The organism is Rhizobium sp. FKL33 (assembly GCF_005222915.1).
In the GTDB taxonomy this organism is placed as follows: domain Bacteria; phylum Pseudomonadota; class Alphaproteobacteria; order Rhizobiales; family Rhizobiaceae; genus Rhizobium_E.
Genome location: NZ_STFX01000004.1, coordinates 51,850 through 71,126 on the forward strand (window position 1 = coordinate 51,850; position 19,277 = coordinate 71,126).

Consider the following 19,277-nt stretch of genomic DNA (forward strand, 5'->3'; position numbering starts at 1 on the left):
TCTCCATCAAATTGTGCGATATTCGTACAAATATCTTATATCGCACAATTTGATGGACGTCGATCCGGGACGGGATTATTTCTTCTCTGCAAGCCGACCGGTTCTCCGTGCGGTCGGGATGGAGGTTCCGAATGGACAAGACAGTTTCCAGCGCGGCTGACGCCGTCGCCGCGATCGGCGATGGCGCGACCGTGATGATCGGCGGCTTCGGCGGCTCCGGCGCGCCGATCGAACTTATTCACGCGCTGATCGACAAGCGGCCAACCGGCCTGACGGTGATCAACAACAATGCCGGCAATGGCCGCATCGGCATCGCGGCGATGATCGACGCCGGCATGGTCAGGAAGATGATCTGCTCGTTTCCGCGCTCGTCGGATCCGCGCGCCTTCACCGACCGCTATCTGGCCGGCCAGATCGAACTGGAACTCGTGCCGCAGGGCACGCTCGCCGAGCGCATCCGCGCCGGGGGCGCCGGCATTCCCGCCTTCTACACGCCGACCGCCTTTGGCACCGAACTCGCCAATGGCAAGGTGATCGCCGAATTCGACGGCCGCTCTTACGTGCAGGAGCGCTGGCTGAAGGCGGATTTCGCCATCGTCAAGGGCCATATCGGCGACCGCCACGGCAACCTGACCTACAACAAGGCCGGCCGGAATTTTAATCCGCTGATGTGCATGGCGGCCAAGACCACGATCGTGCAGGTCTCGAAGATCGTGGAAGCCGGCGAGATCGATCCCGAACAGGTCGTGACCCCCGGCATCTTCGTCAACCAGGTCGTCGAGATCCCCAACCCGCAACAGGAAGAAGAGCTCATCCGAGCCGGAGTGGCCTATATATGAGCATCGACACGCGCGAAGACATCAAGCTTTCCAACGCCCAGATCGCCTGGCGCGCCGCCCAGGACATCGAGGACGGCGCCTATGTCAATCTCGGCATCGGCTTTCCGGAAATGGTCGCCAAATTCCAGCCGCCGGGCCGGGAGGCGATCTTCCACACCGAAAACGGCATTCTGAATTTCGGCGAAGCGCCGAAGCCCGGCGAGGAAGACTGGGACCTGATCAACGCCGGCAAGAAGGCCGTGACGCTGAAGCCGGGCGCCGCTTTCTTCCACCATGCTGACAGTTTCGCCATGGTGCGCGGCGGCCATCTCGATGTGGCCATCCTCGGCGCCTATCAGGTGGCTGAAAACGGCGATCTGGCCAATTGGCGCGTCGGCTCCAAGGGCGTGCCCGCGGTGGGCGGCGCGATGGATCTGGTGCATGGCGCCAAGCAGGTCTTCGTCATCACCGAACATGTAACCAAGACCGGCGAGCCGAAGCTGGTGGAGCGCTGCGCCTTCCCGCTGACCGGCGTCGGCTGCATCACCCGCGTCTACACCAGCCATGCGGTTATCGACATCAGGAACGGCCATTTCGTGGTGCGCGAGAAGCTTGCGGGCATGACCATGGGTGAATTGCAGGCTATGACCGGTGCCCCCCTCCATATCGAGGGCGAGGTCGCCGATCTCATCGTGCCCGCGCTTTAAGGACAATGACCATGACCGACGCATTTATCTGCGCCTATATCCGCACGCCCATCGGCCGTTTCGGCGGTTCGCTGTCTTCCGTCCGCGCCGACGATCTCGGCGCCGTGCCGCTCAAGGCGCTGATGGCGGCGCATTCCACGGTGGATTTCGCCGCCGTGGACGAGGTGATCTTCGGCTGCGCCAACCAGGCGGGCGAAGACAACCGCAATGTCGCGCGTATGTCCGCGCTGCTGTCCGGCCTGCCCGTCTCGGTGCCCGGCACGACGATGAACCGGCTCTGCGGCTCCGGCATGGACGCGGTGATCACCGCCGCCCGCGCCATCAAGGCCGGTGAAGCCGAATTGATCATCGCCGGCGGTGTGGAAAGCATGAGCCGCGCCCCCTTCGTGATGCCGAAAGCCGAGAGCGCTTTTTCGCGCGCGGCGGAAATCCATGACACGACCATCGGCTGGCGCTTCGTCAATCCGCTGATGAAAAAGCAGTATGGCGTCGATTCCATGCCGGAGACGGCGGAGAACGTCGCCAACGATTACAAGGTCAGCCGCGAGGACCAGGACGCCTTCGCCGTGCGCTCGCAGGCCAAGGCGTCGGCGGCGCAGGCCAATAGCCGTCTCGCCCGCGAAATCACGCCGGTGACCATACCCCAGAAGAAGGGCGACGCCATCGTCGTGGACAAGGACGAGCATCCCCGCACCACATCGATCGAAGCGCTCGGCAAGCTCCGGCCGATCGTCCGCGCCGACGGCACGATCACCGCCGGCAACGCCTCGGGGGTCAATGACGGCGCGGCCGCCCTGATCATCGCCTCGGAAGCGGCGGCGAAAAAGCATGGCCTGACCCCGATCGCCCGCATTCTCGGCGGCGCGACCGCCGGCGTGCCGCCGCGCATCATGGGCATCGGCCCCGCGCCTGCGACCCAGAAGCTTCTCGACCGGCTGGGCCTGACCCAGGACCAGCTCGACGTGATCGAACTCAACGAAGCCTTCGCCAGCCAGGGCCTTGCGACGCTGCGCCAGCTCGGCGTCGCCGACGATGACGACCGCGTCAACCGCAATGGCGGCGCGATCGCGCTCGGCCACCCGCTCGGCATGTCGGGCGCACGCATCGCCGGCACGGCGGCGCTGGAACTCACGCTGACTGGCGGCCGCTATGCGGTGGCGACGATGTGCATCGGCGTCGGCCAGGGCATCGCCATCGCGCTCGAACGCGTCTAAGCTTACGAGGCGGGCGTCACAGCCCGCCTTTCGCATTTTCAAATCGGACCATCCTCATGAGCCAGATCGCCCTCGCTTTTCTCGACGCCCTCCTGACGGATCAGGAGATGGCGAAGCTGATGGGCACGGAGGCCGATATCGCCGCCATGCTGCGGTTCGAAACAGAACTCGCGGCGGCGCAGGCTGAACTCGGCATGATCCCCGCCGATCACGCAGAGGCGATCCGCAGCGGCGTAGCGACCTTTTCGCCCGATGTCGCGGCGCTGACCCGCGCGGTTCTGAAGGACGGCGTCGCGCCGCCCGATCTTATCCGGCAATTGCGCGCCCATATCGGCGGCGAGGCGGCCAAGAGCCTGCATGTCGGGGCCACCAGCCAGGATGTGATCGACACGGCGCTGGCGCTGAAGCTGAAGCTGGCGCTCGAGCTGCTGGAGAGCCGGCTGGGCGCCGTCACAGCGGCGCTGTCCGCCCTCGTCGCCAGCCAGGGCGATCACGCGCTGATGGGCCGGACGCGGATGCAGGCGGCGATCCCGATCACCGCGCGCGACCGCATCGAGGCCTGGCGGGCGCCGCTCGCCCGGGCGCTCCACGATCTCGCTGATGCCAGCGCCAGAAATCTGATCCTGACGCTGGCGGGCGCGGCGGGAACATCGGACAAATATGGCGACAAGGCCGAGGCGCTGCGGGCCTTGCTGACGGCGAGGCTTGGGCTTTCTGCGCCAGACTACACGCCGCATGCCCAGCGCGACCGTATCGTCGCCCTCGGAAGCTGGCTGTCGCAGGTCACGGGCGCGCTCGGCAAGATGGGCCAGGACGCAGCCCTGATGGCGCAGAACGAGATGGCCGAGATCGTGATGTCGGGCGGCGGCGCCTCCTCCGCCATGGCGCATAAGCAGAATCCGGTGCTGGCCGAGACGCTGGTGGCGCTCGCCCGCTTCAACGCCGTGCAGATATCGGGCCTGCATCAATCGCTGGTGCATGAGCAGGAGCGCTCCGGCGCCGCCTGGACGCTCGAATGGATGATCCTGCCACCGATGCTGAATGCAACCGCGACCGCGCTCGCCCATGCCGAAACGCTGGTCGCCTCGATCCGATCGGTGGGCAAACCCAATCCTTGAGCCGGATTGTGGCTGGCATTCCCGGGCGAATCCGCTAGCGTCAGCGAAACTCAGTTGGAAATCCGCATGCGCGTCCTGATCGTCGAGAATATTCATTCCACCCCCTGGGGCAATGTGGGCATCGCGCTCGAAGAGGCGCAGGCGGAAACCGTGCTCTGCCGCGCCTGGCAGGGGGATCCGCTGCCCGAGCCTGACGGCTATGACGCGATCGTGGTGCTGGGCGGCGAACAGAGCGCTCTCGATGACGACAAGCACCCTTATCTGCCCCATCTCGCCGCTTTGATGCGGCGCTTCGGCGAGGCGGACAAGCCGGTGCTCGGCATCTGCCTCGGCAGCCAGTTGCTGGCGCGGGGGCATGGCGCAACCAATCTTCTCGGCCAAGCGAGGGAAATCGGCTGGCGCGAAGTGCGGCGCACCGAAGCGGCGGCTGATGATCCCGTCCTGTCGGTCGTGGATGACGCTTTCCCGATCTTTCAATGGCATTCCGACACGTTCACCCTGCCGGAGAGCGCGGTGCGGCTGGCGACCAATGACACGGCGACCAATCAGTGCTTCCGGGTGGGTCGGGCGAGCTATGGCATGCAGTTTCATTTCGAAGCCAACCGGGATGTGGTCGCGAGCTGGGTGAAAACCTTTCCCGAGGCCGTGGCGCGCATGGACCCGGACTGGCTGCCCAGCTATCCCCAACGCGCCGAGACCGACGGCCGGACGGCCGATGCCATGGGGCTGGCGCTCGCCCGCGCCTGGGTGCTGCTGATCGGCGCCTGATCACCCGCCATGCATTGTTGCGGCTTTCTGGCGGCGACGAATTGCTCTAAAGGCAGGGCATGCCTCAGAAAGTGTTCATCCGACGTCTCGCGCTGACCGCCTATCGCAACTACCGCTCCGCCGCGCTAACCTTCGACGCGCGGCATGTGGTGCTGACGGGCGAAAACGGCTCCGGCAAGACCAATCTTCTCGAAGCGGTGTCGCTGCTCTCGCCCGGCCGGGGATTGCGCCGCGCGGTCTATTCCGACGTGGCGCTGAAGGGCGAAGAGGCGGGCTTTTCGGTGTTCGCCGAGGTCGAGGGCATGGAGGGCGATGTCGAGATCGGCACCGGCGTGCAGCCTGAGACGGCGGCGCGGCGGGTGCGCATCAACGGCACCGAGGCGAAAAGCGGCGACGAATTGCTCGATCACCTGCGCGTGCTCTGGCTGACGCCGGCCATGGACGGGCTGTTCACCGGCCCGGCCAGCGAGCGCCGGCGCTTTCTCGACCGGCTGGTGCTGTCGCTCGATCCCGCCCATGGCCGCCGCGCAGTCGATTTCGAGCGCAGCATGAAGATGCGCAACAAACTGCTCGAAGAAGGCCGCTATGACGCCGACTGGATGGCCTCGATCGAACGGCAGATGGCCGGCCTCGGCGTGGCCATCGCGCTCGCCCGCACGGAGGTCGTGGCGTTGATCGCGCGGCTGTCGGAACGGGCGGAGGAGGCGAGCCGCTTTCCGCAATCGCTGTTGACGCTGGAAGGCTTTCTCGACGGCGGGCTGGACCGGCCGGCGATCGATCTCGAAGACCATTACGCCGATCTCCTCGAACAGGGGCGCAGGCGCGACCAGGCGGCGGGTCGCACGCTGGATGGACCGCACCGCACCGATCTCATGGTGCTGCACAAGGAGAAATCCATTGAGGCCGCGCTCTGCTCGACCGGGGAGCAGAAGGCGCTTCTTGCGGGGCTGGTCCTCTCGCATGCCGAGCTGACGGCGTCGATGACCGGACATGCGCCCATCCTGCTGCTCGATGAAGTCGGCGCGCATTTCGACCGCCATCGCCGCGCCGCGCTGTTCGACCTCATGGACAGAATCGGCGCCCAGGCCTTCATGACGGGGACCGACGCGCATCTCTTCGAGGCGCTGGGCGACAGGGCGCAATACGTCCATGTGAACCAGGCAAGACTGGAGCCGCAGGCCCGTCCCATAGTGTGACGGCGCGCTCAGTATGTCTTTACATTAACAAGAATTAACATTTCTTTGCCTGGCCGATCCATTGAAATGCCACAAAGTCGGGGCCATCTCTTGGTCATAGCAGCCACGCCCCTAAGGCTGCAAAAGCCCGGCAAAAGGCAAGTCCCCCGCCCGGCCGGGCCCGCGGACAAAGACGCCCCTAACTCTTGTCCGCATCACAGAGACCGTCATGGCGCCGCCCTCCGGCCATGACGGTCTTTCTGTTTTTTTTGGGGGGGGGGGCTCCACCTTTGGTTGCGCCTGCAGTGAGTGTTCACTCCAGTCTTTCGCAAATCATGTCCGATTCCTTAATACATTTCCGCAGTTACTGTATGTTGCGGATTTTTCAGCAAAACTAGTGTACAAAATACGAGATAATTGCCTGATAGAAAGCCTCGAAGGGTTGCTTTAGCAAAGTCGAAAATTGAATTTTATTTCCCGAATAAATGATCCCTCGACAAATTGGCACATAAAAGCCGTTGACAACCTCCCCTGGTTGAATTCTTTTTCGTTGCAGCAAAACAGGGCAAGAAACGATTTAAGCGCGCGCATTCCGTAAGAGGAGATATAGGTTTGTCAGTAGTTGTTACTGTTATGAACATGAAGGGAGGCGTTGGGAAGACGACAGCAGCCGTAAATCTGGCCGGCATTCTCTCCTCCTTTAATATTGGTGGAAAGCCTGCCCTCAAGGTATTGGCTATTGATTACGATCCACAATTCAATCTATCGCAGGCCTTCCTGCCAGCGAAGGACTATTTTGCAGCTGAAGCCGCCCGACAGACAACCTTGGCAGTTCTGATGGACAGCGGAGTTGCGCTAAATCCCTACCAACTTCAGGTGTCGGGTAATCACAACCCACCGAGCGTTAAGACCCTAGCTAGAAATATCTTCTCATTTCAATCGAGTCGTCTCGACATTGTTCCGTCAACTCTCGACCTCATGTACGTAGCGCTGGGCCAAGCTACCACCAACACGAAGCCCATAGAAGAGCGTTTTGAGAAGTTTATTGCCGAGTGTCGAAGCCTATATGACTTGATACTGATCGACTGCCACCCTGCAGGCTCTTTGTTCACCAAAACATCGTTGATTAATTCGGACTTTGTGCTGATTCCCGTAGTGCCGCAAAAATACGCCGTTCGTGGCATCGGGCTCATGATGGAGTTCATTAAGGCAAAGAAAGCGGGCTCAAAAGGTCCGGCACCGCTCATATTGTTCAACGCTACGGCAAGGGCGGGCGTCTCTTCGGAAGAGTCATCCATCCGCGCAGACCCTAAATATGCCCCCTTTTGCTTATCTTCAACATTGAAATGGTATAAGGCTTTTGGTGAACCTGAAAGCGGAAGTGGCTTTGTGTGGCAGAGCACTAAGCCGTATAGCACCTCAGCGTTCCAAAATCTTGTATCTGTAGCACGTGAGTTTAGGACGAAGGTGGGGAAATGATTCAATCGTCGTCTCGGTACAAATCGCTCTTGAGGTCACTGTATTCTGCAATCCTGCAGACCGATCTGAATGCTAGTGACCTTAAGCAACTGTCCCATGAACTTCGTGTTGGTCGACTTCCTGAAGAACTAGCCTACATGCTAGATAAAGTAAGCATACATTTCACAGGCAGTGATCAACCGGAATTTTCTAATGATCTAGTGATGGAAGCCGAACGCATAATACGGGACCGCAAGATCTCCAAGTCGTCTTTGATCAATATAATTGCAAGCATTGATGAATCGAATTCAGTTTTCAACAATAACTCGCTGTCCGTGCGGCAAATGCTAATTCGGTTCTTTAATGACGCAAGCATGGCGCGAGCGAAGAAACTCCTGGAGGTTTTATCTTCGTTGGATGCACCTGATCCATACCTGAAAGGCATGACGGAATCCCGGAAATGAAAACCACGCTCCCCGAGGTTCTAAAGAGTGTCGATTGGTGTTCAAATATAGATGCCACGTTTGCAGATTCCCCAACGCTAAAGAAATTGGAGAACGCTCTTTTCAGGATTGCCGTATGGTCACATCAACTGGAATCCGCTGATCAAGACAATCCTGCGCTTTGCTTTGTAAGAGAGATGCAGCTTGCGGCTCAGCAGGGTGCGGCACTTATAGGTCTATGCCTATATAAATCTGCTGCTGCATCTGCAAGGACATTGTTAGAAACTTGTTTATATTACACTTACTTCCGCACGCATTTAGAGGAGTTATCTACGTTAATTCGTGTTGAGCGCTACTACATTTCAAAGACGGAAATAATCGAATACCACAAACTCCACACTATTGGGTTTATCCCACGCCAGGAGGCATTCGGATTAATTGGAAATATTGACAAATGGTATTCGAAAGTTTCTGCAATTGTCCATGGCCAGATACCCGGGGCCTGGAATGACCATGTAGCTCTGGATAAAATTTCATTCAGTGCAGCAACCAGCAAACTGGCTGTTGATACCTTTATAACTTGTGAGCAATTAGTTCATGAACTTCTCCTTAGCACAACGGGACACCAATTATGGGCGGGCTTTGCGCCTGATGCAAAAAAAGAACTCGTAAAGGGACTCCCTGGTGAGAAGCGACAGCTGCTTGGCTTGGACTTGAAGTAGCAGCAGGCTCTTTGAGTTTGGCTAGCATTATCCTGAGAGAACCAACGCCGAATATTGTTAGCGCTTCGGCTTTACCAAATCTCCCCCGACTGCGAACCCGAGACATCAGTGACCGCCCCCGTCCCGCCGTGGGGGCGAAGGGATCGAGGGCACCTAGGTCATGCCGATAGTCCATGAGCAGCCCCGGACGGTCGGGATGTTGGCGGGGCGACTGGCGATTGTGGTGACGTCTTTCAGGCCGATGCGGAATTCCGTGCCGATGGTCAGGCGCGGATTGCCTGCGCCACCGTGTCGGGGGCTTGCTCGATCACTTTCAGAAGCAGTATTGCCGCGCGATCCGGCCGGCGGCGCTTCTGCTCCCAATCCTTGATCGTGCCGGCGGGCAAGCCATAGCGCTTCGCAAACGCCGCTTGCGAGAGTTTCTGGCGCTTGCGAATGGCCGCAACGTCGATCGTTTCAGGAACAAAAACAGCGGCGGGTTCTGCGCGGCCCTCTGCGATCGCCAGTGCTTCATGTGCGCTCTGGATAAGCTCTTTTCCGAAGGTCATTCCGTATTCTTTCTCTGTCTGTAGGCATCGGCCAGCTTGGGAAGGATGCGGGCCAGTTCGTTCCGTTCCGCTTTCGAGAGGTTGCCCTTCTCGTTCTTTCCGTAAATCGCTAGGGCGAACACAGGAATATCTCCGCCCCCGAAGTAATGAACAGTCCGGAATCCTCCGCTTTTTCCTTGCCCTTCACGGGCATGACGCAGCTTGCGCGCACCGCCCGTTCCAGCCATCAGAACCCCAGCCTCAGGGTCCGCAGCGATCACGGCGACAATCTCTTGAAGATCTTCGTCGGACAGGCCACATCGTTTGGCCTGCATGAGAAACGTAGTCGTCTGGATTACGCTTTGCATGAGGAACTATACGGCAATGCCGTCTATTGGGCAAGAAACTATACGGCATTGCCGCCTAGTGCTGAGCCGCGAAAGCCGGTCGCACAAGGCTGACTTTCGCGCACGGCTTTTACGGCAGATTTCTCCCTGCAAAATCAGCGCGGGGATTTTTTGACCATTGCGTTGACCGTCCGTGACGGCAAGGGGCCAAAATGATCCCTACGACTCAACCCAATTAACGCCCCCCACCCCTCACCGTATCTCCCCCGCCTGAGGCCCCCAGACATCCGTGACCGCAAAGCCTTCCGCCGTGGGATCGAAGGGATCGAGCGCCACCTGGGTCATGCCGAAGGTCCAGGCGCGGCCGGAGATGGTGGGGATGATGGCGGGGCGGCCGGCGATGGTGGTGACGTCTTTGAGGCCGACGCGGAATTCGGTGCCGATGGTGGAGCGCGAGATGAAGGTGTCGCCGATCTTGGCCTTGCCGCGCGCGTGCAGCGTGGCGAGATTGGCGGAACTGCCGGTGCCGCAGGGCGAGCGGTCGACGCGGCCGGGCCACATGGTGGTGCAGGTGCGCACCGCGCCATCGGGCTCCTCGCCACGGAACATCACATAGGCGACGCCGCGGATTTCGGGGATTTCCGGATGCACGACGGGGATCGTGCGATTGATGAGATCCTTCAGCGCCATGCCGGCGGCGACGAGCTCGCGGGCGTTCGCCTTGTCGATGGTCAGGCCGACGGCGCTCGCGTCGGCAATGGCGTAGAACACGCCGCCATAGCAGAGATCGACCTTCACCTTGCCCCAGGTTCCGGTATCGACCTCGACATCGAGATCGAGCACGAAGGAGGGCGTCATGGTCAGCTCCACCCGTTCGCAACGGCCGTCGCGGCAGGTGGCGGTGGCCTTGACGAGGCCGGCGGCGGTGTCGAGCATGACCACCGTTTCCGGCTCCTTCATCTCGATAATGCCTGTCTCCAGCAGCGCCGTCGTGACGCAGATCGAATTGGAGCCGGACATGGCGTGCGCCTGATCGGCCTGCAGGATGATGAAGCCGGCGTCGGCGCCCTCGCGCTTGGGCGGCAAGAGCAGATTGACCGAGCCGAGCGGCCCCTGCCGGGGTTCGAGGCAGAGGAAACGGCGCAAGCTGTCATCCACGGTGTTGATGTAATTGAGCTGTTCGGCGATGGTCTTGCCGGGAATGTTCGGCACGCCGCCGGTGGCCAGCCGGCCGATTTCGCCTTCGCAGTGAACATCCACCAGTTGGATCGTGCGTTTCCAGCGCATGGGTCTTCCTCTTGTTCGGGGCCGCGTGTCAGTAGCGGTTGATGCGGTAAGGCGTGAGATCGATCGGCGGCGCCTGGCCGGTCATCAGATCGGCCATGGCGAGCGCGGTCGTGGCGCAATAGGTCAGGCCGAAATGACCATGGCCGGTGGAATAGTAAAGGCCGCGGGTGGTCGAAGACGCCGAGAGCACCGGGATCGTATCCGGCAGCGCCGGGCGATGCCCCATCCATTCGGTCGCCTCTTCCACCTTGAGACCCGGCAGCGCATACCGCGCATGCTCGACCAGGAAACGGGCCCGCCGCCAGTTGGGCGCGCGCTCAAGCCCGGCCATTTCCACCGAGCCGCCGACGCGGACGCCGCCCGCCGTGGGCGTGATCATGAAGGCGCGCTCCGGCCAGATCAACGACCATTTGAGATCGACGCCCGGGGCCATGATCTGGGTGTGATAGCCGCGTTCGGTCTCCAGCGGAATGGGCTCGCCCGCCGCCTTGGCGAGATCGCGGCTGTGCACGCCCATGGCGATCAGCACCCGGTCGGCCTCGATGCGCTTGCCGTCAGCGAGAATGACGGCGGTGACGCCGCGCGCGTCACGCTCCAGCCTGGCGACCTCGCCCTTGAGGAAAGCGCCGCCCTGGGCGCGCATGGCCTCGACCAGCCGCAGCACGAGGCCGTGGGGGCTGGTGACGAAATGATTGTCCGGGAGCAGCACCGCCTTGGGCAGAGCCGGATTCAGCAAAGGCTCGACTTCGCGCAGGCGCGGGCCGGAAAGCACCTCATATTTGAGGCCGAAATGGTCCATCAGCGCCAGATTGGCGCGGCCGGCCGCGAATTCGGCTTCCGTGCCGAACAGCTGCAGGCAGGCGGTGTCGCTGAGCATATCCATGGCGCCAATGCGGCCGAGCAGCGTCTTGAGATCGGCGAGCGAGCGCAGCGCCAGATTGGCGCCGGCCTCTTCGATCTCCTTGATGCGATCGGGACGGCCGGCGGCGAGGAAGCGCAGGAACCAGGGCAGCATCTTCAGCGCATACACCGGATTGACCGCCACCGGCGCGACGGGATCGGCGAGCCAGCCGGGGATCTTTTTCCAGACCGCCGGCCGCGACACGGCCTCGAAGCCATTGACGGCGATGCTGGCCATGTTGCCGAAGGAGGCGCCGAGGCCCGGCTCCTGGCGATCGATGAGCAGGACAGGCTCGCCGCGCAGCGCCAGTTCCGCCGCGGTCGACGCGCCGACGATGCCGGCGCCCAGGATGATGATCGGCTTCTTGGACATGCTTCCCTCTCAGGTCTTCAGCGCGAGCGGCGCGAGATGGGCGATTTTGGTTTCAAACATCCGGGCGGCGCGTTCGGCGGCCAGCGCTTCCGCGCGGTCTATGAGACGAAAGCGCAGCCGATCGCCGGCGCGGGCCTGGGCGAGCTTCCAGTGATCGGCCCCGATGACATGGCCGATCTTCGGATAACCGCCGCAGGTATTGGCCTCGGCGAGCTGGATCACCGCCTGTCCCGAGGGCGGCACCTGCACCGTGCCCGGCATGATGCCGTGGGAATGCAGCTCGAGCTTGCGCATGAGGATCAGCGGATCGCCTTCAAGCCGCATGCCCTGGCGATTGTTTTGCCGGCTAACGACGAAGTCGGAGCCGAGGAGGGCGCGGCGGGCCTCCTCGGTGAACTCGGTATATTCGGCGCCGGCCATGATGCGCAACAGCGTGGGATCGTTGCGGCCGAGCAGCGCTGGATCGAGGCCGTGGCCGGCGGGTTGAACAGCACGGATGCGGCTGGGGCCGAGCGTAAGGCGATCGCCGCGTTTCAGCGCCCTGCCTTCCAGACCGCCGAAGCCGCTTTTCAAATCCGTGGCGCGGGAGCCGAGGACGAGCGGCAGGTCGACGCCGCCCGAGAAAGCCAGCAAGACGCGCGCGCCGGCGCTGGGAGCCTCGATGCGAAGCTCGTCGCCGGCCTCAGCCTGCCGCGCCCACCAGGCGGGAAAGCTGCGATTGCCGAGCTGTGCGAAAGCGACAGCGCCTGTCATCGCCACGAGACAGGGCGCGTGAACGCGCATGCGGAACGGGAAGACGGCGATTTCCAGCCCCGCCGCGCCAGCCTCATTGCCGACGAGCAGATTGGCCGCCGTCAACGCCTGCCGGTCCATCGCGCCGCCGCGGCCGACGCCCTGATCGAGATAGAGGGGACGGCCGAGATCCTGGACGCTGTTCATCAGACCCGAGGTGAGGATTTCGATCATCGCCGCGCCTCCGGCACGAAGCGCAGTCGATCGCCAGGGGCGAACAGCGCCGGCCTGTCGCGGGTCGCGTCGAACAGGCTCAGATCGGTGCGGCCGAGAATATGCCAGCCGGACGGCGCCGTCACCGGCATGATGCCCGCCTGCGCGCCGCCGACAATCACGGAGCCATCAGGCACGCCGTCGCGCGGACTGGACAGGCGCGGCGCGGCCAGCTGCGGATCGAGCCCGGAGAGATAGACGAAGCCCGGCATGGCGCCGACCGCGGCCACCGAATAGAGCGGCGCCGCATGGCGTGCGATCACCTCGTCTGTGGTCATGCCCTTGGCGCGGGCGAAGCCTTCGAGATCGGGTCCATCCTCGCCGCCATAGCGAACCGGCACATCGCGAACCACGCCCTGAAGCGGCGCGCCTTTGGCGGCCCAATCGTTGAGGATGGTGGCCTGTAACACGTCTACGTCCGTCAGGAAGGAGTCGAAGACGAGGAGCAGGTTGTTCATGCCCGGAACCGTCTCGATCATGCCGGGGAAAGCGCGCAGGCTCTCGGCCAAGGCCCAGATCTTTTCCTGCACGGCGTCGGAAAACGCCCCCATCGCGCCGTCGATCAACAGCGCGTCGGGTCCTTCGAAGGACAAGCGGGGTGGGCTTACCTCTATCATCGATGTTCCTGTGTCTCCCGATCTGATATATCAGTCGAGCGAGCTTGCCTACTGGGGTGGAGAAGATTCTTTGTCGCGGGCGCGGTGACGGCCGGCCCGGCGCATGCTTTAAGGAAGCAACGGTGACGCAGGCAGGAGACGGCGATGAAGGTGGACCTCAATTCCGACATGGGCGAAGGCTTCGGAGCCTGGAAGATGGGCGACGACGCAGCGATGCTCGACATTGTCAGCTCCGCCAATGTCGCCTGCGGACTGCATGCCGGCGACCCGGAAGTGATGGCCAACACGTTTCGTCTGGCGAAGGAAAAAGGCGTCGCTGTGGGGGCGCATCCAGGCTATCCCGATCTCTGGGGCTTCGGCCGCCGCAACATCCCCTTCACCATGGGCGAGACGGAGCGGTTGATCGCCTATCAGATCGGCGCGGCCCAGGCGATGGCGGCCTATTCCGGCCATGCGGTCCGCTATGTGAAGCTGCATGGAGCGCTCGGCAATCTCGGCCAGCAGAATCGCGAGGTCGCGCTTGCCGCCTGCCGGGCGATCAAGGCCGTCGATCCCACCCTCATCTGCCTGACGATCGCGCTCGGAGAGATGGAGAAGGCGGCGGACGAGATGGGCCTCGACTATCGTTCGGAGATCTTCGCCGACCGGGCTTATACTGATGATGGTTTTCTCGTCGACCGCCGCCTGCCCGGCGCGGTGCTGCATGAGCCCGACGAGATCGCGCGCCGCATCCTCTCGATGCTGGAGGCGGGCGCGATCGAGACGGTGACCGGCAAACGGCTGAAGACCGCGATCCATTCGATCTGCGTGCATTCCGACACGCCCTCGGCCGTCGAGATCGCGCGCGCGCTGCGGCTGTCGCTGGAAAGCGCCGGCGTCACCTTCCAGTCTTTCGTGGAGTAAACCAATATGGATTTCGATCTGATCGACCGGCTGATGCGCATGCTCGAAGCCTCCGATCTCAACGAACTCGACGTGACCGAGGGCGGCATGCGCATAAGGCTGGTGAAACAGGCGTCGGAGGCCGAGCTTGCTTCATCTCCAAAGCCGTCGGCCGTCCCTCAAGCGCTTGCGTCGGCGGCGGATGCGCCGAGCGCGACGCGGCAGATCAAGGCCGGCATGGCCGGGACCTTCTACCGCTCGCCTGCGCCCGGCGCGAAGCCGTTCGTGCAGATCGGCGATCGCGTGCGCGACGGCGACCAGATCGCCATCATCGAGGCGATGAAGCTTCTCAATCCCGTTGAAGCGGACTGCTACGGAGTGATCACGCACATCCTGCCAGCCGATGGCGATGGCGTCGAACCGGGGACGCTGCTGTTCACAATCGAGGTCGATGCATGACCGACCGCAAGACAGAGCGCAGGCTGATGCGGATGATGGCCGCGCGCGGCATCGGGGCCATGACCTATGAGGACAGCGGGACAGATCTGACCATCACGCTGCCGAAGGACCTGATCGGCGCTGTCAGCGCGCCGCAGGCCGGGCGTTTCACGCTCTCGACGCCAGAGGGCGAAGAGCCCATGTTTCCGCGTCGCGTGCGGGCGGGCGAGATCCTCGCCTGTCTGCGCGTGGGGCCGCTGCTTCTACCCGTTTCGGCAACCTCAGAGGGAACCTGCCCTCCCCCGCTTGCGGAGGAAGGCGATCTCGTTGGTTTTGGAGAACTGCTGTTCTGACGATCAGCCGGCGGGCTGTTCAGCCGCGTCCGCCGCGCCGGATTGATCCGCTTCTTCGCGTGTCGGGCGGCGACGCACGGCGGCGCGGGTGATGCGCACCTTCTTGATGCGGCGCGGATCGGCGTCGAGTACGTGGAATTCGAAGCCAGGCACCGCCTGGACGACTTCGCCGCGCGCTGGAATACGGCCGAGTTCTGCGAAGATCAGACCGCCCAGCGTATCGACTTCGTTGACCTGGCCCGACACGTCGAAATCGGAGCCGATCGCCTGCGCGATTTCCTCGAGTTCGATGCGGGCGTCGGCGATGAACACGTCGTCCGACTGGCGGATGAACAGGATTTCCTCGTCGTCATGTTCGTCTTCGATGTCGCCGACCAACATTTCGACGATGTCTTCAAGCGAAACCAGGCCGTCGGTGCCGCCATATTCGTCGATCACCAGAGCCATCTGGATGCGCTCGGCCTGCATCTTGGCCATCAGTTCCGAGGCCAGCATGGAGGGCGGAACGAAAAGGACCGGCCGCAGGATTCCGGCGTCCTCGATCGACACATCGGTGTCGATGCGGCCGAGATCGAACGGCTTGGAATTCTTGGATGCGCGCGGCGCGGGCGCGCCTTCGACGGTGGGCTGCGCAGCGGCTCTCGGCGCGGCGCGGCGCCGCTTGGCCTCCTTGATCATATAGCCCATGAGGTCGCGGATATGGACCATGCCCTTGGGATCGTCGAGCGTTTCGGCGTAAACCGGCATGCGCGAGCGGCCGGTCTCGTGAAACATCAGCATGAGATCGCCGACGGAACGGTTCTGGTCGACCGCCTCGATTTCCGCGCGCGGCACCATCACGTCTTCCACCCTCACCTCGCGGAAGCGCAGGGTGTTCTTGAGCATGGCCCGTTCGATGGGGGAAAATCCGATGCTGGCGCTCTCTTCGGTGGCCAGCACATCCGCGAGATCCTCACGGAGACTATGCGCATTCTGCGGACGCAGAATTCTCGCGACCTTTGCCCAGAACGATTGCCTGGGCGCGGTGGTACTCTCGCCTTTTTGCGCGTTGGAACTGTCCTCGGCGGATTTGACCGCCGAAGCGCCTGTGTCGGTCTCGCTGGACCGTGTAGAATATTCGTTCATTGCCTCAACTGTCAGTTCCGGTCGTCATCCCGGTAGGGATTTTCAAGGCCAAGCTCCGCAAGTATGCGGATCTCCAGACCTTCCATGACCGCCGCTTCCTCTTCCGTCATATGGTCGTAACCAAACAGGTGCAGGAAGCCATGCACCAGAAGATGGGTCAGATGATCCTCGAATGCAACGCCGAGGTCAAGGGCTTCGCGCCGCAAAGTTTCCTCGGCGAGGATGATGTCCCCCAGCATCGGCCCGGGCTTGCCGCCCGGCGCGAGCGGAAAGGCGGGGAAAGACAGGACATTGGTCGGCTTGTCCTGTTCGCGCCATTCGGCGTTGATCTCGCGGATCGCGGCGTCGTTGGTGAAGACGAGCGACACTTCCACAGGCTGCTTCGGAAAGGGCTGACGCTCTTTCTCGGACAGATGCGCCGCCGCATGCTCGAGCACGCGGCGAGCGAAAGCCTCCAGAACCTCTTCGCTCTGCCAATCGCCCTCTTCGAGCGACAGCTGAATATCGAGACGTCCGGACATCAGTTGTCGCGACCGCTGTCGATCGCGCCTTCGGCGTCATAGGCTCGGACGATGCGCGCGACCAGCGGATGGCGCACGACGTCGACATCCTTGAAGCGGACGACGGAAACGCCCTCGACCGAATGCAGGATCTGCAGAGCTTCGACGAGGCCGGATTTCACGCCCCGCGGCAGGTCGATCTGGCTCGGATCGCCGGTGACGATCATCCGGGCATTGTCGCCGAGACGCGTCAGGAACATCTTCATCTGCATCGAGGTGGTGTTCTGCGCTTCGTCGAGAATGACGGCGGCGTTGGCGAGCGTGCGGCCGCGCATGAAAGCGAGCGGCGCAATTTCGATGACGCCCGCGGTGATGGCGCGCTCCACCTTGTCGCCCGGCATCATGTCATAGAGCGCGTCGTAGAGCGGCCGGAGATAGGGATCGACCTTTTCCTTCATGTCGCCGGGCAGGAAGCCCAGACGCTCGCCGGCTTCGACGGCCGGGCGCGAGAGGATGATGCGGTCAACCGCGCCGCGCTCCAGCAGCGCAGCGGCATGGGCCACCGCCAGATAGGTCTTGCCGGTGCCGGCGGGACCGACGCCGAAGACGAGCTCGGACCGCTCCAGCGCCCGCATATAGGCGTCCTGGGTGGGCGTGCGGGCGACGATGGTCTTCTTCCGGGTCGAGATCTGGCTCATGGACAACTTCGCCTTCTTCTCGAGCGCGGGAAACACCAGCTGATCGTCGGCGGCCTGGGCCATGCGCAGCGCGCCTTCGACGTCATTCGCTTCGATCTGGCCGCCGGTTTGCAGCCGGCCATAGAGATAATCCAGCGCCCGGCGGGCGACATTGGTCGCCTGCACATCGCCCGTGATCGACACCGTATTGCCGCGCGCACGCGCGTCGATATGGAGCCGATCCTCGATGAGTTTGAGGTTCTGGTCGAACTGGCCGAAAAGCTCGCTTGCGAGGCGGTTGTTCTCGAAGGTCAGGACGAAGTGATTGGCGTCTGCCGGGGGTCGCTTGGGCTGGCGCTCGTGGGAAGACATCGCTTCGGGTCTCGTCAAACCGCCTTGCTCCTTTTCATCGCCGGCGCCGGTCTGTCATGCGGGATCCGCGTGGAGACTGTTGGTCCCGGCCTTGGTGATTCGCACAGAGATAATGTCACCGATTTTCGCGGGGTTTGCATCAACAATCACCGGCAGCAGCCAGGGCGACCGGCCGACCATCTGGCCCGGCAGACGCCCCGGCTTCTCCATCAGCACATCCATGGTCTGGCCGACCAGAGACTGCTGGAAGGCGGTCTGCTGCGCCATCAGAAGCTTCTGCAAACGCTCAAGACGCTCGGCTTTCACCTCTTCCGGCACATGATCGGGCAAATCGGCGCCCGGCGTGCCGGGGCGGGCGGAGTATTTGAACGAGAAGGCGGAGGCGTAACCGACGCGCTCGACGAGCCGCATCGTATCTTCGAAATCCTCGTCAGTTTCCCCAGGAAAACCTGTGATAAAATCGCCCGACAGCGCCAGATCGGGGCGGACGGCGCGAATCTGGTCTACGAGGCGGATGTAATCTTCCGCCTTGTGACGCCGGTTCATGGCCTTCAGGATCTTATCCGAGCCCGCCTGAACCGGAAGATGCAGATAGGGCATCAGCTTCGGCAGGTCGCGATGCGCCTCGATCAGCCGCATGTCCATGTCGCGCGGATGAGACGTGGTGTAGCGCAGCCGCGCGATGCCGTCGATCTCGGCGAGATGGTAGAGAAGATCGCCCAGGCCCCAGGGCTTGCCGTCGGGACCCTCGCCATGCCAGGCGTTGACGTTCTGACCGAGCAGCGTGATTTCGCGCACGCCGGCGTCGACCAGGCGCTTGGCCTCGACGATCAGCTGCGAGAGCGGGCGCGACACTTCCGAGCCCCGGGTATAGGGAACGACGCAGAAGGTGCAGAACTTGTCGCAGCCTTCCTGCACGGTCAGGAAGGCTGAAACGCCGCGGGCGAGCGTCTTTTCCTTGTTGATGTCGGGCAGATGCTCGAACTTGTCCTCGACGGCGTATTCCGTCTCGATGACGCGCTGGCCGTTGTCGACGCGGGTGAGCACATCGGGAAGGCGGTGATAGGTGGTGGGGCCGATGACCAGATCAACCACCGGGGCGCGGCGGATGATTTCGGCGCCTTCAGCCTGGGCAACGCAACCCGCAACGCCGACCTTGAGATCCGGCGCGCCGGCTTTCGCCCGCTGGCGCTTCATCTTCTGCAGGCGGCCAAGTTCGGAATAGACCTTCTCCGAGGCCTTTTCCCTGATATGGCAGGTGTTGAGGAGGACGAGGTCGGCGTCCTCGACCGTATCGGTCGGCTCATAGCCCTGCTCCGACAGCGCGTCGGTCATGCGCTGGGAGTCGTAGACATTCATCTGACAGCCATAGGTCTTCACGAACACCTTGCGGGTGTTGGCGAGCGGCTTCTTTTCAGGGCTTTCAACGATCTGGTCCATGCCGGCTCTTT

At 62.5% G+C, this 19,277-nt stretch carries 21 protein-coding genes; 11 read left to right on the plus strand and 10 right to left on the minus strand.

All coding sequences use genetic code 11. The annotated features are described in order from the left end of the window. The first annotated feature begins 131 nt into the window (after positions 1–131). The 8 genes from E8Q41_RS02230 (at position 132) to E8Q41_RS02265 (ending at position 8,423) form a co-directional block, all read left to right on the plus strand. Positions 132–839 (plus strand): 3-oxoacid CoA-transferase subunit A, encoded by a 708-nt coding sequence (locus tag E8Q41_RS02230; RefSeq protein ID WP_137153877.1) that lies wholly within the window; start codon positions 132–134, stop codon positions 837–839. Further along, positions 836–1,525, plus strand: a complete 690-nt coding sequence (locus tag E8Q41_RS02235) for a 3-oxoacid CoA-transferase subunit B (protein WP_137153878.1) — start codon at positions 836–838, stop codon at positions 1,523–1,525. Before E8Q41_RS02230 ends, E8Q41_RS02235 begins: the two co-directional genes overlap by 4 nt. Positions 1,526–1,536: 11 nt before the next feature. After that, positions 1,537–2,739 (plus strand): 3-oxoadipyl-CoA thiolase, encoded by a 1,203-nt coding sequence (gene pcaF / locus E8Q41_RS02240; protein WP_137153879.1) that lies wholly within the window; start codon positions 1,537–1,539, stop codon positions 2,737–2,739. A gap of 56 nt (positions 2,740–2,795) precedes the next feature. Next, a complete protein-coding gene (locus E8Q41_RS02245; RefSeq protein WP_137153880.1) occupies positions 2,796–3,857 on the plus strand; it encodes a 3-carboxy-cis,cis-muconate cycloisomerase in 1,062 nt (353 codons plus the stop codon). A 66-nt stretch (positions 3,858–3,923) separates the two neighbouring features. Then, entirely contained in the window at positions 3,924–4,625 is a 702-nt protein-coding gene (locus E8Q41_RS02250) for a type 1 glutamine amidotransferase (RefSeq protein WP_137153881.1), read from the plus strand. 59 nt (positions 4,626–4,684) lie between these two features. Beyond that, a complete protein-coding gene (gene recF, locus E8Q41_RS02255; RefSeq protein WP_137153882.1) occupies positions 4,685–5,821 on the plus strand; it encodes a DNA replication/repair protein RecF in 1,137 nt (378 codons plus the stop codon). 591 nt (positions 5,822–6,412) lie between these two features. Next, the gene (locus E8Q41_RS02260) at positions 6,413–7,279 is read left to right on the plus strand and encodes a ParA family protein (RefSeq protein ID WP_137153883.1); all 867 of its coding nucleotides are present in this window, start codon (positions 6,413–6,415) and stop codon (positions 7,277–7,279) included. Positions 7,280–7,718: 439 nt separating this feature from the next. Then, positions 7,719–8,423, plus strand: coding sequence for a hypothetical protein (locus E8Q41_RS02265; RefSeq protein ID WP_137153884.1), 705 nt, complete (start codon positions 7,719–7,721; stop codon positions 8,421–8,423). A 263-nt stretch (positions 8,424–8,686) separates the two neighbouring features. On the opposite strand, the gene E8Q41_RS02270 is transcribed toward E8Q41_RS02265, so the two are convergent. The 6 genes from E8Q41_RS02270 to pxpB form a co-directional block, all read right to left on the minus strand. Continuing rightward, positions 8,687–8,971, minus strand: a complete 285-nt coding sequence (locus tag E8Q41_RS02270; protein WP_137153885.1) for a helix-turn-helix domain-containing protein — start codon at positions 8,969–8,971, stop codon at positions 8,687–8,689. Further along, a complete protein-coding gene (locus E8Q41_RS02275) occupies positions 8,968–9,318 on the minus strand; it encodes a type II toxin-antitoxin system RelE/ParE family toxin (RefSeq protein WP_137153886.1) in 351 nt (116 codons plus the stop codon). Before E8Q41_RS02275 ends, E8Q41_RS02270 begins: the two co-directional genes overlap by 4 nt. Before the next feature lie 231 nt (positions 9,319–9,549). Further along, complete coding sequence (locus tag E8Q41_RS02280; protein ID WP_137153887.1) at positions 9,550–10,584, minus strand: proline racemase family protein; 1,035 nt, start codon at positions 10,582–10,584, stop codon at positions 9,550–9,552. A 28-nt stretch (positions 10,585–10,612) separates the two neighbouring features. Beyond that, positions 10,613–11,857 carry an FAD-dependent oxidoreductase gene (locus E8Q41_RS02285; RefSeq protein WP_137153888.1) on the minus strand — a complete coding sequence of 415 codons (1,245 nt, stop codon included), beginning with the start codon at positions 11,855–11,857 and terminating at the stop codon, positions 10,613–10,615. Positions 11,858–11,866: 9 nt separating this feature from the next. Next, the gene (locus E8Q41_RS02290) at positions 11,867–12,823 is read right to left on the minus strand and encodes a biotin-dependent carboxyltransferase family protein (RefSeq protein WP_137153889.1); all 957 of its coding nucleotides are present in this window, start codon (positions 12,821–12,823) and stop codon (positions 11,867–11,869) included. Beyond that, the gene (gene pxpB, locus E8Q41_RS02295; RefSeq protein WP_137153890.1) at positions 12,820–13,479 is read right to left on the minus strand and encodes a 5-oxoprolinase subunit PxpB; all 660 of its coding nucleotides are present in this window, start codon (positions 13,477–13,479) and stop codon (positions 12,820–12,822) included. Before pxpB ends, E8Q41_RS02290 begins: the two co-directional genes overlap by 4 nt. 144 nt (positions 13,480–13,623) lie before the next feature. Here pxpB and E8Q41_RS02300 point away from each other — a divergent pair, with 144 nt between their 5' ends. The 3 genes from E8Q41_RS02300 to E8Q41_RS02310 are packed head-to-tail and all read left to right on the plus strand — an operon-like array spanning position 13,624 to position 15,152. Further along, positions 13,624–14,382: a 5-oxoprolinase subunit PxpA gene (locus tag E8Q41_RS02300; RefSeq protein ID WP_137153891.1), complete on the plus strand. Its 759-nt coding sequence runs from the start codon at positions 13,624–13,626 to the stop codon at positions 14,380–14,382. A gap of 6 nt (positions 14,383–14,388) precedes the next feature. After that, positions 14,389–14,820, plus strand: coding sequence for a biotin/lipoyl-containing protein (locus tag E8Q41_RS02305; protein ID WP_137153892.1), 432 nt, complete (start codon positions 14,389–14,391; stop codon positions 14,818–14,820). Then, positions 14,817–15,152, plus strand: a complete 336-nt coding sequence (locus tag E8Q41_RS02310; protein ID WP_137153893.1) for a hypothetical protein — start codon at positions 14,817–14,819, stop codon at positions 15,150–15,152. Before E8Q41_RS02305 ends, E8Q41_RS02310 begins: the two co-directional genes overlap by 4 nt. A gap of 3 nt (positions 15,153–15,155) precedes the next feature. Here E8Q41_RS02310 and E8Q41_RS02315 read toward each other — a convergent pair whose 3' ends face one another. From E8Q41_RS02315 to miaB, 4 genes are read right to left on the minus strand one after another with little or no spacing between them, the layout of a single operon-like run. Then, complete coding sequence (locus E8Q41_RS02315; RefSeq protein WP_137153894.1) at positions 15,156–16,277, minus strand: hemolysin family protein; 1,122 nt, start codon at positions 16,275–16,277, stop codon at positions 15,156–15,158. Positions 16,278–16,288: 11 nt separating this feature from the next. After that, positions 16,289–16,798, minus strand: a complete 510-nt coding sequence (gene ybeY, locus E8Q41_RS02320) for an rRNA maturation RNase YbeY (RefSeq protein WP_137153895.1) — start codon at positions 16,796–16,798, stop codon at positions 16,289–16,291. After that, positions 16,798–17,826: a PhoH family protein gene (locus E8Q41_RS02325; protein ID WP_137153943.1), complete on the minus strand. Its 1,029-nt coding sequence runs from the start codon at positions 17,824–17,826 to the stop codon at positions 16,798–16,800. Before E8Q41_RS02325 ends, ybeY begins: the two co-directional genes overlap by 1 nt. 54 nt (positions 17,827–17,880) lie before the next feature. Next, positions 17,881–19,266 (minus strand): tRNA (N6-isopentenyl adenosine(37)-C2)-methylthiotransferase MiaB, encoded by a 1,386-nt coding sequence (gene miaB / locus E8Q41_RS02330; RefSeq protein WP_137153896.1) that lies wholly within the window; start codon positions 19,264–19,266, stop codon positions 17,881–17,883. Between the last annotated feature and the right edge of the window lie 11 nt (positions 19,267–19,277).